We start from the raw sequence: 12,610 nt of genomic DNA, 5'->3' as shown, positions 1-12,610 counted from the left end.
CCGTCACTCCCACACCAGGCAGAACGGGTGGCCGGCGGGATCGGCGAACACCCACCACACGTCGTTGGAGTCGTCCAACAACGTGGCGCCCAACCGGAGGACCTCGGCCTTGGCCACGCCGAGGTCCTCCACCCCGACGTCCAGGTGGAACTGCTGCGGCTTGGCCGGATCGGGCCACTCGGGCGCCAAGTACTCAACGGCCCGCTGAAAGCCCAGCACGATCGACTCGGTGTGCAACGTCGACCAGTTCTCGTCCAACGACCACCGCCGATCGGCCCGATCGACCTCACCACCGAGGAGCCCCCGGTAGAACTCGGCGAGCACCTTGGGCTCCGGACAATCAAGCACCACGCACTGCAACACCCCAACCATCCACCGAGCCTAACCGCGCCGAAAGCAGTGGACGGGGTCTTCCGCGTCCCGAAGACCCCGCCCGGACCCAGGCGAACCTGGGACGTCACCTCACCTGATGTACATGCCCGAAATGGCCCTGGCCACGACCAACCGCTGGATCTCCGACGTCCCCTCGAAGATGGTGAAGATCTTCGCGTCGCGGTGCATCCGCTCGACCGGGTGCTCGCGCGTGTACCCCGCCCCACCCAGGATGTGGATCGCACGCTCCGTCGCCCACACCGAGACCTCGCCGGCCTTGAGCTTCGACATCGACCCCTCGCCCGCCGTGAACGGGACGTTGTTGCGGCCCATCCAGGCGGCCCGCCAGACCAGCAGGCGGGCGGCGTCGATCTCCATCTTCATGTTCGCCAGGTCGAAGGCGATGGACTGGTTCTCGATGATCTTCCGGCCGAACGCCGAGCGGTCCTTCGCGTACTCCAGCGAGTACTCGTAAGCCGCACGCGCGACGCCCACGGCCATCGCGCCGACGGTCGGGCGGGTCGTCTCGAACGTCGCCATCGCCGCCTGACCACCGGCCTTCTGCCCCTCCCGGGCACGGGCGAGCCTGGCGTCCAGCCGCTCCTTGCCACCCAGCAGGCACCGACCCGGCACGCGCACGTCGTCCAGGAACACGTCCGCCGTGTGCGACGCCCGCATCCCGTGCTTCTTGATCTTCCCCGGCGACGACAGCCCGCGCGTGCCCGGCGGCACGACGAAACCGGCCTGGCCGCGGGCGCCCAGGGAGGAGTCAACGACCGCCGTCACGACGTGCACGTTGGCGATACCGCCATTGGTCGCCCACGCCTTCTGCCCGTTGATCACCCACTCGTCCGTGGCCTCGTCGTACACGGCCCGCGTCCGGTACCCCGCCACGTCCGACCCCGCCTGCGGCTCGGACGCGCAGAACGCCGCCAGCTTCGGGTCGTCCTCGGTGCCGAAGCACTCCGGCACCCACTCGGCCAACTGCTCCGGCTCGCCGGAGGCGAAGATGCCCGCCGCCGCCAGACCGGTGCCCATCAACGCCAACGCGATCCCGGCGTCACCCCAGAACAGCTCCTCGGTGGCGATCGGCAGCGACAACCCGATGGGGTCGGCGAACCAGGTCGCCAGCGACTCGAACCCGTACAGGCCGATCTTCGCCGCCTCCTGGATCACCGGCCACGGCGTCTCCTCGCGCTCGTCCCACTCCGCGGCCGCGGGCCGGATCACGTCCTTCGCGAAGCCGTGCACCCACTCGCGCAGGTCAAGCTGGTCCTCGTTGAGCTCCAGCGAAAAACCGCCCATGGTCCCCTCACGCCTTCGGAATGTTGAACAGGCTCATGAACCCCGCCGCGAAGCCGAGGTCGCCCTTGACCTTCAGCTTGCCGGTCATGAACAGCACCGGGGCCGACGCGTTGCCGGTCGCGAGTTTCAGGAACTCCACCGGTCCCAACGTGACAACGGCCCTGGGGTCACGGGTGGCGGCCTTGTCGATCGTGCACTCGGCGTTCTCGATGATCGCCTCGTACACGTCGTCGCCGTCGAACCCGCCGGTGAGCCGGAAGTGCACGACGGCGCGCGTGGCGCCCGCGCGGTCGCTGCGGAAGTGCACCTCCATGCGCCGGAACACCTCGTCGAGCACGCGTTCGCGCAGGCCGGGCCGGGACGTCACGGCCTCGATCTGGTCCTTGGCCGCGCGCGAGATGATCCGCGCGAAGTTCTGCGGGTCCATCTTGGCCAGGTCGAGGTCGGCGCCGCCGTCGGCCAGCGCGCCCAGCGCGCCCAGCAGGTCGGCGAACTCGTCCTTGCCGAGCTTCTTCGGGTCGATGCCGCGCGCGATGACGTCGATGTCGACGTCGTTGAGCGCCGGATCGGCCGGATCGACCTGCTTGAGCGTTGAGATCAGCTCTTGGGGGCTGAGCTTCGCGATCGCCTCGGTGGTGAGGTCGATGGTCATGTGGCACCTCCGCTACCTACTACACGGTAAGCCTACTGGCGAGTAGGTAAGGCGGCAAGGGGCTCAGAGTAATCTTGTGCCAGCCATCCAGGGGGTGCGATGCACGCAGAGCAACCGGTTCGCTCGGGTCGGGCCAAGAGGCTGCCACGCGCGGTGCGCGAGCGGCAGATCATGGACGCCGCCGTCGACGTCTTCTCGCGCTTGGGCTTCCACGCCGCGTCCATGGACGAGATCTCGGAGGTCGCGGGCATCTCCAAGCCGATGCTGTACGCCTACCTCGGTTCGAAGGAGGAGCTGTTCGCCACCTGCATCCGCCGCGAGGCGACCCGGATGATGGAGGCGATCGCGGACGGCGTCGAGGCCGAGGAGCCGCCGGACGTCCAGCTGTGGAGCGGACTCCGGGCGTTCTTCGGGTTCGTCGGCGAGAACCGCGCCAGCTGGCAGGTCCTGCACCGGCAGGCCTCGTCCCAGGGCGGGCCGTTCGCGGCGGAGCTGGCCGACATGCGCGGCCGGGCGATCAGCCTGGTGGCGGCGCTGCTGGTGCACTCGTCGGACTTCACCAACGTGCCGCGGGCCGGTGAGAAGGAGGCCGAGTCGCTGGCCGCCGCCCTGGTCGGCGCGGGCGAGTCGCTGGCCGACTGGTGGCTCGACAACCCCGAGGAGCCGGCCGGCGTCGTCGCCGCCCGGCTCATGAACCTGGTGTGGATGGGTTTCGGGGACCTGGTGGCGGGCGACGTGTGGCACCCGCCGTCCCGCAGGTCCGACCGCGGCCGGGAGGGGGACGGGACGGCCTAGGCCAGCGCGCCCTTGAGCACGGCGACGGCCTGGCCGATCGCGGCCTCGGCGGCGTGGGTCTCGCGCAGCGCGTCGAGCATCACGAAGTCGTGGATGACGCCCTGGTAGCGCACCGCGGTCACCGGCACGCCCGCCTCGCGCAGCTTGTTCGCGTACGCCTCGCCCTCGTCGCGCAGCACGTCGGCCTCGGCGGTGATCACCAACGCCGGCGGCAGCCCGGTGAGCTGCTCCACCGACGCCCGCAGCGGTGAGGCGGTGATCTCCGCGCGCTGCGCCTCGTCGGTCGTGTACTGGTCCCAGAACCACTGCATCGCGTCACGCCGCAGGAAGTAGCCCTCGGCGAACTCCCGGTACGACGGCGTGTCGAACGACGCGTCCGTCACCGGGTAGAACAGCACCTGCTGCGTGAACGCCACGTCGCCGCGCTCCTTGGCCAGCAGCGTCAGCGCCGCGGACATGTTGCCGCCGACGGAGTCGCCCGCCACGGCCAGGCGCGACGCGTCGAGTCCGCGCGCGGCGCCCTCGGTGACGATCCACCGCGCCACGGCGTAGCTCTCCTCCAGCGCCACCGGGTAGCGCGCCTCGGGCGAGAGGCTGTAGTCGGGGAACACCACGGCCGCGCCGACGCCGACGGCCAGCTCGCGGACCAGCCGGTCGTGCGTCTTGGCGTTGCCGAACACCCAGCCCGCACCGTGCACGTACAGGATCACGGGCAGCGTGCCGGTCGCGCCGGCCGGGCGCACGACCCGGACGGGCACCTCGCCCACCGTCACCCACTCCTCGTCGACCTCGGGCTTGAACACCTCGCCGGACTGCACGTCGTCCACGGCCAAGCGGCCCTCGACCGGGCCCAGGTCGAACAGGTACGGCGGGTTGGCGGTCGCGGCGGCGAACTCGGCGGCGGCCGGTTCCAGGACGGTCATCTCGGGCTCCTCGATGTCGTGCGGTCGATCCGGACGACACAAAACATAGCCCGCGATTACATCGTGCACAATCTAAATGGGCGCAGGTGTATCGTGGGCTCGATCACAAGTGGACGGAGGACGGCCATGCGGGACTTCAGCCTGGACCTGGACGACCAGCTCTGCTTCGCGCTCTACGCGGCCTCGCGGGCCGTCACCGCGCGGTACCGGCCGTTGCTGGACGACCTCGGCCTGACCTACCCGCAGTACCTGGTGCTGCTGGTGCTGTGGGAACGCGGCCCGGTCCCGGTCAAGGACGTCGCCGCCGCGCTCCAACTCGACTACGGCACGCTCTCACCGCTGCTCAAGCGCCTGGAGGCGGCGGGTCTCATCCGCCGCGAACGCCGTCCCGACGACGAGCGGTCGGTCCGGCTGGTGCTCACCGAAGCGGGCGACGAGCTGCGTGGCCGCGCCAAGGACGTGCCGCCCGCGATGGGCGAGGCGATGAACCTCAGCGAGTCCGACACCGCACGGCTGCGCGCCCTGCTCCGCACGTTGGCCGACAACGTCAGCCGCTGATCACGCCCTCCAGGTGCGGGCGACCCGACCACAGCGCGAACCGCCACCCGTCTTCGGTGCGCGAGGACGAGAAGTCGACCTCACCCGGCAGCAGGATGGGCGCCTTGAACCGCACGTCGACCTCGTACGCGTCGGGCAGCCTGCCCTCGAACGCGGCCAGGCACCGGGCCTTGGACCACATCCCGTGCGCGATGGCCCGGGGGAAGCCGAACAGCTTGGCGGCCAACGGGTTGAGGTGGATGGGGTTGCGGTCGCCGGACGCGTCCGCGTACCGCCGGCCGAGGTCGCCGGGCAGTCGCCACCGGGCCGTCGGCGCGGGCGGGTCGGCGCGCGACGCCCGTTCTCCCGACCCCGCACCCTCCCGGCGCAGATAAGTCGACACGTCGACCCACACCTCCTCGCCGTCCACCGACACCGCGGTCACCACGTCGAACTGCCGCCCGCGCTCGTGCGGTCGCAGGTTCGCCGCCGCCACGTGCAGCGACAGCGGTTCGGACGCCCACACCGGCCGGTGCTGCCGGATCCGGTTGGCCACGTGCACCAGGCCGGGCAGCGGGAACGGGAACCCGGGCCCGGTCATCAGCCGGATCTGCGACCCGAACCCGAGCACGTGCGGGTAGGTGATCGGCAGCTCGTCGCGCACGCCGAACCCGCAGACCTCGGCGTACCGGGCCAGGTGCCGTGGATCGACGGTCACCTCGGCGTCCAAGGAGGACGGGGGCAGCTCGCCACCGCGCCGGGTGAACGCGGTCAGCGCGGCCTTGGCGTAGAGCAGGGTCAGGTTCGCCATCACGCCCCCAGCAGGCTCTGCCCGCACACCCGCACGACGTTGCCGTTCACGCCGGCCGACGCGGGGTGCGCGAGCCACGCGATCGCCTCGGCGACGTCCACCGGCAGGCCGCCCTGCGACATGCTGTTCATCCGCCGACCCGCCTCGCGGATGAACAGGGGCACGGCGGCGGTCATCCTGGTCTCGATGAAGCCCGGCGCGACCGCGTTCACCGTGGCGCGGCCCGCGACCTGCCGCGACCGCGCGTCGACCATGCCGATCACGCCCGCCTTGGTGGTGGCGTAGTTGGTCTGGCCGACGTTGCCCGCGATGCCCGCGATGGACGACACGCCGATGATCCGCCCGTTGGGCCGCAACGCGTCCGCGGCCAGCAGCGCGTCGTTGACCCGTTCCTGGGACGCCAGGTTCACCGCGACCACCGCGTCCCACCGGCCCGCGTCCATCCGACCGAGCGTGCGGTCGCGGGTGATGCCCGCGTTGTGCACCACGACGTCGACGCCGCCGTGCCGCTGGGCGAGGTGCTCGACGATCCGCGCGGGCGCGTCGGGCGCGGTGATGTCGAGTTGGAGCGCGGACCCGCCCACCCGGTTGGCCACCGCGGACAGCTCGTCGCCCTGCGCGGGCACGTCCAGGCACACCGCGGTCGCGCCGTCCCGCCCCAGCACCTCGGCGATCGCCGCACCGATGCCCCGCGCCGCGCCCGTGACCAGCGCGACCTTCCCGGCCAGCGGCCGCTCCCAGTCCCGCGGCGCCTCGACCTCGGCCGGACCGATCCGCACCACCTGCCCTGACACGTACGCCGAGCGCCCGGACAGCAGGAACCGCACGGTCGACTCGATCGCGTCCTCGCCACCGGGCTCGACGTACACCAACTGCGCCGTGCCGCCCCGCTTGAGCTCCTTGCCGACGCTGCGCGTGAAGCCCTCCAGCGCGCGCTGCGCGACCTGCGACTCGGCCAGTTCGGGCGGCGTGCCGAACACGACCACCCGGCCGGACGGCCCGAGCGACCGGATCACCGGCTGGAAGAACTCGTACAGCTCGCGCAACCGCTCGACCGCGTCGATGCCGGACGCGTCGAACACCAGCGCGCCGTACCTCTCGCCGTGTGCCGCGCCCTCGCGCGTCGCGTCGCGGGCGGGAGCCGACTCCAGTCCCATCGACTTCACCGCCGCGCCGACGGGTTCGACCAGCCGACCGCCCCCGCCGATCAGCACGGGCCCGTCGAGCGGGGGTTGTCCGGGTGAGTGGCGGCGCAGCGGGTACGGGTCGGGCAGGCCGAGCTTGCCGACGACGAACCGCCCGAGGCCGGACCTGGCGAACGACTGGTATCGATCCATGCGCACCATCACACTCCCTACTCGCTAGTAAGTCTACTGATGAGTAGGTAACATTGGCGTCGACCTGCCCACCGGCCACGGCCCCACCCTGGAGGACGACATGGCGCGAGTAGCCATCCTCGGCGGCAACCGCATCCCGTTCGCCCGCTCGAACGGCCCCTACGCCACGGCATCGAACCAGGACATGTTCACCGCCACCCTGGACGGCCTGGTCAGCCGGTTCGGCCTCCAGGGCGAACGGCTCGGCGAGGTGGTCGCGGGCGCGGTGCTCAAGCACAGCCGCGACTTCAACCTCGTCCGCGAGGCCGTGCTGGGCAGCAGGCTGTCCGCCGAGACGCCTGCCTACGACATGCAGCAGGCGTGCGGCACCGGCCTGCAGGCCGTGTTCGCGGTGGCGAACAAGATCGCGCTCGGCCAGATCGAGGTGGGCGTGGCCGGCGGCGTGGACACCACCAGCGACGCGCCGATCGGCGTGCACGAGGACCTGCGCGGCGTGCTGCTGGAGTTCAACCGGGCGCGCACCGCCGGCGCGAAGCTCAAGGCGGCGCTGAAGCTGCGGCCCAAGCACGTGGTGCCGGACATCCCGCGCAACGGCGAGCCGCGCACCGGCCTGTCCATGGGCGAGCACGCGGCGATCACCGCGCGCGAGTGGGACGTCGCCCGCGAGGACCAGGACGAGCTGGCCGCCGCCAGCCACCGCAACCTCGCCGCCGCGTACGAGCGGGGCTTCTTCGACGACCTGGTCACCCCCTACCTGGGGCTGGCGCGGGACCAGAACCTGCGGCCGGACTCGTCGGCGGAGAAGCTGGCGACGCTCAAGCCGGTGTTCGGCCGGGGCGAGGGCGCGACGATGACCGCGGGCAACTCCACGCCGCTCAGCGACGGCGCGTCGGCCGTGCTGCTGGCGTCCGAGCAGTGGGCCGCGGCGCGGAACCTGCCGGTGCTGGCCTACCTGACGTTCACCGAGACGGCGGCGGTGGACTACGTGCACGGCGGCGAGGGCCTGCTGATGGCGCCCGCGTACGCGGTGCCGCGGATGCTCGCGCGTGCCGGGCTGGGGTTGTCGGACTTCGACTTCTACGAGATCCACGAGGCGTTCGCGTCTCAGGTGCTGGCGACGTTGAAGGCGTGGGAGGACGAGGACTTCGGCAAGGGCAGGCTCGGGCTGGACGGCCCGCTCGGCGCGATCGACCGGTCGAAGCTGAACGTCAACGGCTCGTCGCTGGCCGCCGGGCACCCGTTCGCGGCCACGGGCGCGCGGATCGTGGCCACGGCGGCGAAGCTGCTGGCGGAGAAGGGCGCAGGTCGCGCGCTGATCTCGATCTGTGCGGCGGGTGGTCAGGGAGTTACGGCGATCGTGGAGCGATAACGTGATCATTAGGCCGAACGGGTGTTGTAGGTAACACAACGCGTTCCCATTCCGTTTCCAATGCATGAACCACTCACGGCTCTTCGCCGCAGTCGTGCTTGTGGCGGCGTCTTGTGCTGCCTGCGGGGACACCTCCCGTGAAACCACCACCGTGCGCATCGGGGTCACCGCGTCGGCCAACGAGCCGCGGGTCGCGCTCACGTCGACCGTCGTCGACCGGCTGTCGGCCGCGGTCGAGCAGGGCGTGACCCGGGTGGTCGTGTACCGGCAGGGCGAGGCGTCCGGGAGCGCGTACTCGGACGAGGACTTCACCGTCCGGGACGGCAACGAGGTCGAGGGTGACGCGGCGTTGCGCGAGCTGGGCTTCGAGCAGAACCTGAACCGGCTCACGGGTCAGCTCAGCCAGCTCGGCGGCACCAGCCGGGACCTCGACCCGCTGTCCGTGCTGGCCGACATGGCCGCCGCGGCGGGACCGGCGGTGCTGGTGCTGCACAGCAGCGGGTTGCAGACCACCGACCCGCTCGACCTCACCCGGCTCGGCCTCGACCTCGACGTCGCCGCGGTGGTGGCCGCGGTGCCGGACGACGCCGTGCCCGAGCTGACCGGCAAGGACGTGATCTTCTCCGGGCTCGGCCAGGTGGCCGGTGACCAGCCGCCGCTGCCGGCGGGCGCCCGGGAGGCGTTGGTCGAGCTGTGGCTGGGCGTCTGCGCGAAGTTCGGCGCGAACAGCTGCGCGCACGACACCGACACGGTGCCCGGTGGCGCGTCGATCAGTCGCGCCGACGTGCCGGTCGTGGACGTCGGCGAGGTCGTGCACGAGGACGCGCTGGTGCACGTGCCCAACTCGATGCTGTTCAAGGCCGGGAGCGATGAGCTCGCGGCAGGTGCGCGCGAGGTGTTGCAGGAGGTGGCGAAGAAGTTCGACGGCCGCACGACCGCGCGCGTCGTCGCCCGCACGGCCAGCTCGACGTCCGCGGAGGCGGCGATCGACCTGACCCGGCGGCGCGGTCAGCGGGTGGTGTCGGCGCTGGTGGAGCTCGGCGTGAGCCGGTCGGCGTTCACCGAGGTGGTCGGCGCGGGCTTCACCTCGCCCCTCGCCGTCGACCTCGACGACGCGGGCGACCTGATCCCGGCCGCCGCCGCCCGCAACCGCTCCGTCGTGGTCGAACTGGCCGAACCGAAATCCCCCAGCTAACCCGAGAGTCCTACCTCCACCCCTCGTGAGTCCTACCTCCAGAACGCGCGTGTCCTACGTTCAGGACGCGCGTGTCCTACGTTTGCGTACCCCGAGTTCAACGCTCAGAACGCGCGCGGGCGTCAGTCGAGGAGCGTCCACGAGGCCGTGCAGCGGACCGTGACCACGATCTGCTGCGCCTCCAGGTTGAGCTGGTCCATCTGCGGCGGCACGCCGGGCGCGCCGCCGTAGCCGGCCGCCATCGACCGGTGCGACTCGGCCGCCCAGGCCTCGGCGTCACCGTCGGTCAGCCGCTGGAGCGGTCCCAGCCGGGCACCCAGCGCCTCGGCGTACCCCTCGGCACGCCGGCGCGCGTCCCGCACGGCCTCGCGCTGCGCCTCCCGAACGGCGTCCGCGTCGTCCCGGAGCTGCCACGTGGGCCCGTTCAGCCACGTCGGCTCGGCCGTCACGAGCGCGCCGAGCAGGTCGTCCAGGCCCGTGACGTCGTCGACCCGCACCACGTAGTTCTGCATGGCACGGCTGCCGGAACGGCGCTTGCCGTCCCAGTTGTCGTGCACGTTGAGCTGCCGCGACCGCACCTCGACGCCCGGCCGCTCGAACGCGGGCTCCACCGCGGCGACCCGCGCGGTCAGCCGGTCCACCGCCTCGTTGCGCGTCGAGCCCGTCGTCTCGAAGCTCACCTGCACCTCGGCGCGGTCGGCGGTCCGCTCGACCTTGCCGACGCCCTTCGTCACCACCTCAGCCATGACCTGACGCTACCGCCCATGTCACTCGATAGCGCTATCTAGATCAGAAGCTAGATTCACGAATACCGGACGACACGGTCCGAGTATTGGATCGGCCGTAGACACCTCGATACCGTCCGAGGATGGACCCGGTGCGCAACCCGTTCGCCCCCGGCGCGGGCCAACGGCCACCTGAGCTGGCGGGCCGCGACAAGGAGCTGGGCGCGTTCGACGTGGTGCTCGAACGGGTGGCGCGCGGCCGGCCGGAACGCAGCCTCGTGCTCACCGGGCTGCGCGGCGTGGGCAAGACCGTGCTGCTGGGCGAGCTGCGGTCGATGGCGATGAAGCGCGGTTGGGGCGCCGGGAAGATCGAGGCACGGCCCGAGGCCGGGTTGCGCCGCCCGCTGTCGGCCGCGTTGCACCGGGCGATCCGCGACCTGGCCGTGCGGCACCGCGCGCCGGACCGGGTCGAGGCCGTGCTCGGTGTGCTGAAGGCGTTCGCGCTGCGGGCCAACCCCGAGGACGCGAAGCTGCGCGACCGGTGGCAGCCGGGCATCGACGTGCCCGCGGCGGTCGGCCGGGCGGACTCCGGTGACATCGAGATCGACCTGGTGGAGCTGTTCACCGAGGTCGCGGAGCTGGCGCAGGACGTCGGCACGGGTGTCGCGCTGCTGATCGACGAGATGCAGGACGTGCCGGCGGACGACATCTCGGCGTTGTGCGCGGCGTGCCACGAGCTGTCGCAGTCGGGCGCGCCGCTGGTCGTGGTTGGCGCCGGGCTGCCGCACCTGCCCGCCGTGCTGTCGGCGTCGAAGTCGTACTCGGAGCGGCTGTTCCGGTACGTGCGGATCGACCGGCTCTCGCGGCAGGACGCGGACCGCGCGGTGCTGGCGCCGGTCGACCGCGAGGAGGCGGGCATCGAGCCCGAGGCATTGGACGCGCTGTTCGACGCCTCCGGCGGTTACCCGTACTTCATCCAGGCCTACGGCAAGGCGGCGTGGGACGCGGCGCCCGCCGACCCGATCACCGCGATGGACGTGGCGGTGGCCGCGCCGGAGGCGGACGCGGAGCTGGCGGTCGGCTTCTTCGGCTCGCGGTACGAACGGGCGACGCCGGCCGAGCGGGAGTACCTGCGGGCGATGGCGGAGCTGACCGACGGCAAGGACGCGGGCGTGAACACCGCGCAGGTGGCCGACCACCTGGGGCGCAAGCCGTCGTCGCTCTCGCCGGCCAGGGACAGCCTGATCAAGAAGGGGCTCGTGTACTCGGCGGAACGCGGGCAGATCGCGTTCACCGTGCCGCACTTCGGCCGGTTCCTGCTCGGTCGCGAGGACTGATCTGCTGGCTGACCTGGGGTTATCCGGTCGCTTCGGTCGCATTGGGTGGTCTAGCGTGCACGCTAGAGAGTGGGCCGGTGCGCGTCCGGTCAAGCAGGTGTACGTCAGGCGAATCGTCGGGGTCTATGGCGTTACAGCCGATGATTCGTCGGCGTGTGTGGCACCTCACCGGATAATCGGGTGCAATCGCGCTCGCGTGGGTGCATACTTGAGGCACACACCGAGGAACACCTTTGAGAGGGATGAACCCCCGATGAACTTCACTGCGAAGCTCCGCGCTCGTCGTGTCGAGGCTCGCAACCGCAAGGCTGTCGCCCGCGCGATCGACATGGCGCCCACCCCGGCCATGCGCTACGAGCTGATGGCGATCGCCCAGGCCCAGGGGACCAACCTCCGTTAAGGAGGGCCTCCTCCGGCGCGCGTGACGACCACCCGATCGACACCGGGTGCGCGCCCCGTCGTCCGCGCTCTGGCGAAGGGGGAAACGACGAAGCCCTGCCGCACCTCCCGCGCGGCAGGGCTTCGTCATATCAAACCGTGATCTACGTCACACCCTTCGGGGGATGTAACAGTCCCCGATCGTGTGTCGATGTTCCAGATGACCCCGCGGTGCTGTCGGACCCCCGACCTGGCAGCACCGCGGGGTTTCCCATGTCCGGCTACTTGGCCGTGGCCGAGCCGTTCCAGGTGTCGTCCGGCGTTCTGCGGGCGCGCCTGATCATCACTATCTCCCCCTGCGTGTTCATGTCTGTCCCCCAATGGACCACTCCATGGTGCCATCGGGGGACGACAGTTTCATGAGGGTTTGCTGAGAGCATGGATCGGTGACGCTGCCCCTCCTCGTCGTGGACGCGGCCAACGTCGTCGGCTCCGTCCCGGACGGCTGGTGGCGCGACCGCGCCGGCGCCGCCGCCCGCCTGCGTGACGACCTCGTCGACGTGGCCGAACACGGCCTGCCCGCCCTCGCCGGCCCCCTGGAAGTGGTCCTCGTGGTCGAGGGCAGGGCGCGTCACGTCGAGTCGGTCCTCGGCGTCCGCGTGGTCTCCGCCACCGGCTCCGGCGACGACGCGATCGTGGACGTCGTCCGCGCCAACCCACCGGACCGCCCGTGCACCGTGATCACCGCCGACCGCGCCCTGCGCGCCCGCGTGCAAGCCCTGAACGCCACCGTCCTGGGCCCCCGCACCGTCCGCCGGCCCCGTTGACCCCAGTCGTCCCAGTTGGTGGACAGCGAAATACCGGCGCGTGGGAC

14 protein-coding genes are annotated in these 12,610 nt (G+C 71.3%); 7 read left to right on the top strand and 7 right to left on the bottom strand.

Annotated features, from left to right (window positions below):
* Positions 1–3: 3 nt before the first annotated feature.
* The 3 genes from ACYVLT_RS30380 to ACYVLT_RS30370 form a co-directional block, all read right to left on the bottom strand.
* Positions 4–372, bottom strand: coding sequence for a VOC family protein (locus ACYVLT_RS30380; RefSeq protein WP_461123593.1), 369 nt, complete (start codon positions 370–372; stop codon positions 4–6).
* A gap of 90 nt (positions 373–462) precedes the next feature.
* On the bottom strand, positions 463–1,677 hold the full coding sequence (locus tag ACYVLT_RS30375; RefSeq protein ID WP_461123592.1) for an acyl-CoA dehydrogenase family protein: 1,215 nt from the start codon (positions 1,675–1,677) through the stop codon (positions 463–465).
* 7 nt (positions 1,678–1,684) lie between these two features.
* Complete coding sequence (locus tag ACYVLT_RS30370; protein WP_461123591.1) at positions 1,685–2,329, bottom strand: SCP2 sterol-binding domain-containing protein; 645 nt, start codon at positions 2,327–2,329, stop codon at positions 1,685–1,687.
* Positions 2,330–2,428: 99 nt separating this feature from the next.
* On the opposite strand from ACYVLT_RS30370, the gene ACYVLT_RS30365 reads away from it, so the two are divergent.
* Complete coding sequence (locus ACYVLT_RS30365; RefSeq protein WP_461123590.1) at positions 2,429–3,124, top strand: TetR/AcrR family transcriptional regulator; 696 nt, start codon at positions 2,429–2,431, stop codon at positions 3,122–3,124.
* Here ACYVLT_RS30365 and ACYVLT_RS30360 read toward each other — a convergent pair.
* Entirely contained in the window at positions 3,121–4,047 is a 927-nt protein-coding gene (locus ACYVLT_RS30360) for an alpha/beta hydrolase (RefSeq protein ID WP_461123589.1), read from the bottom strand. The two genes, ACYVLT_RS30365 and ACYVLT_RS30360, sit on opposite strands and share 4 nt — an antisense overlap.
* A gap of 126 nt (positions 4,048–4,173) precedes the next feature.
* Here ACYVLT_RS30360 and ACYVLT_RS30355 point away from each other — a divergent pair, with 126 nt between their 5' ends.
* Complete coding sequence (locus ACYVLT_RS30355; RefSeq protein ID WP_360448884.1) at positions 4,174–4,605, top strand: MarR family winged helix-turn-helix transcriptional regulator; 432 nt, start codon at positions 4,174–4,176, stop codon at positions 4,603–4,605.
* Here the strand turns inward: ACYVLT_RS30355 and ACYVLT_RS30350 are convergent.
* The gene (locus ACYVLT_RS30350; protein WP_461123588.1) at positions 4,595–5,395 is read right to left on the bottom strand and encodes a MaoC/PaaZ C-terminal domain-containing protein; all 801 of its coding nucleotides are present in this window, start codon (positions 5,393–5,395) and stop codon (positions 4,595–4,597) included. The genes ACYVLT_RS30355 and ACYVLT_RS30350 overlap by 11 nt on opposite strands.
* Positions 5,395–6,732 carry a 3-oxoacyl-ACP reductase gene (locus ACYVLT_RS30345; protein ID WP_461123587.1) on the bottom strand — a complete coding sequence of 446 codons (1,338 nt, stop codon included), beginning with the start codon at positions 6,730–6,732 and terminating at the stop codon, positions 5,395–5,397. Before ACYVLT_RS30345 ends, ACYVLT_RS30350 begins: the two co-directional genes overlap by 1 nt.
* A 100-nt stretch (positions 6,733–6,832) precedes the next feature.
* On the opposite strand from ACYVLT_RS30345, the gene ACYVLT_RS30340 reads away from it, so the two are divergent.
* Together ACYVLT_RS30340 and ACYVLT_RS30335 are read left to right on the top strand one after the other, a co-directional pair.
* A complete protein-coding gene (locus ACYVLT_RS30340; protein WP_461123586.1) occupies positions 6,833–8,101 on the top strand; it encodes an acetyl-CoA C-acetyltransferase in 1,269 nt (422 codons plus the stop codon).
* A gap of 151 nt (positions 8,102–8,252) precedes the next feature.
* Positions 8,253–9,296 (top strand): OmpA family protein, encoded by a 1,044-nt coding sequence (locus tag ACYVLT_RS30335; RefSeq protein WP_461123585.1) that lies wholly within the window; start codon positions 8,253–8,255, stop codon positions 9,294–9,296.
* A 122-nt stretch (positions 9,297–9,418) separates the two neighbouring features.
* Here ACYVLT_RS30335 and ACYVLT_RS30330 read toward each other — a convergent pair whose 3' ends face one another.
* Positions 9,419–10,042: an SIMPL domain-containing protein gene (locus ACYVLT_RS30330; protein ID WP_461123584.1), complete on the bottom strand. Its 624-nt coding sequence runs from the start codon at positions 10,040–10,042 to the stop codon at positions 9,419–9,421.
* A gap of 122 nt (positions 10,043–10,164) precedes the next feature.
* On the opposite strand from ACYVLT_RS30330, the gene ACYVLT_RS30325 reads away from it, so the two are divergent.
* The 3 genes from ACYVLT_RS30325 to ACYVLT_RS30315 all read left to right on the top strand — a co-directional run bounded on the left by ACYVLT_RS30325 (position 10,165) and on the right by ACYVLT_RS30315 (position 12,563).
* Positions 10,165–11,358, top strand: coding sequence for an AAA family ATPase (locus ACYVLT_RS30325; RefSeq protein WP_461123583.1), 1,194 nt, complete (start codon positions 10,165–10,167; stop codon positions 11,356–11,358).
* Between the two features lie 253 nt (positions 11,359–11,611).
* On the top strand, positions 11,612–11,758 hold the full coding sequence (locus ACYVLT_RS30320; protein ID WP_461123582.1) for a hypothetical protein: 147 nt from the start codon (positions 11,612–11,614) through the stop codon (positions 11,756–11,758).
* Positions 11,759–12,182: 424 nt separating this feature from the next.
* Positions 12,183–12,563 (top strand): NTP pyrophosphohydrolase, encoded by a 381-nt coding sequence (locus ACYVLT_RS30315; RefSeq protein ID WP_461123581.1) that lies wholly within the window; start codon positions 12,183–12,185, stop codon positions 12,561–12,563.
* Positions 12,564–12,610 lie beyond the last annotated feature (47 nt).

It is taken from the genome of Saccharothrix stipae, assembly GCF_054781895.1.
This window is presented reverse-complemented; position numbering and strand designations above follow the sequence as displayed.

Bases quoted from the DNA above. Each gene is read 5' to 3' on its own strand.
- ACYVLT_RS30380 (WP_461123593.1), bottom strand. From the start codon at position 372: ATGGTTGGGGTGTTGCAGTGCGTGGTGCTTGATTGTCCGGAGCCCAAG.
- ACYVLT_RS30375 (WP_461123592.1), bottom strand. From the start codon at position 1,677: ATGGGCGGTTTTTCGCTGGAGCTCAACGAGGACCAGCTTGACCTGCGC.
- ACYVLT_RS30370 (WP_461123591.1), bottom strand. From the start codon at position 2,329: ATGACCATCGACCTCACCACCGAGGCGATCGCGAAGCTCAGCCCCCAA.
- ACYVLT_RS30365 (WP_461123590.1), top strand. From the start codon at position 2,429: ATGCACGCAGAGCAACCGGTTCGCTCGGGTCGGGCCAAGAGGCTGCCA.
- ACYVLT_RS30360 (WP_461123589.1), bottom strand. From the start codon at position 4,047: ATGACCGTCCTGGAACCGGCCGCCGCCGAGTTCGCCGCCGCGACCGCC.
- ACYVLT_RS30355 (WP_360448884.1), top strand. From the start codon at position 4,174: ATGCGGGACTTCAGCCTGGACCTGGACGACCAGCTCTGCTTCGCGCTC.
- ACYVLT_RS30350 (WP_461123588.1), bottom strand. From the start codon at position 5,395: ATGGCGAACCTGACCCTGCTCTACGCCAAGGCCGCGCTGACCGCGTTC.
- ACYVLT_RS30345 (WP_461123587.1), bottom strand. From the start codon at position 6,732: ATGGATCGATACCAGTCGTTCGCCAGGTCCGGCCTCGGGCGGTTCGTC.
- ACYVLT_RS30340 (WP_461123586.1), top strand. From the start codon at position 6,833: ATGGCGCGAGTAGCCATCCTCGGCGGCAACCGCATCCCGTTCGCCCGC.
- ACYVLT_RS30330 (WP_461123584.1), bottom strand. From the start codon at position 10,042: ATGGCTGAGGTGGTGACGAAGGGCGTCGGCAAGGTCGAGCGGACCGCC.
- ACYVLT_RS30325 (WP_461123583.1), top strand. From the start codon at position 10,165: ATGGACCCGGTGCGCAACCCGTTCGCCCCCGGCGCGGGCCAACGGCCA.
- ACYVLT_RS30320 (WP_461123582.1), top strand. From the start codon at position 11,612: ATGAACTTCACTGCGAAGCTCCGCGCTCGTCGTGTCGAGGCTCGCAAC.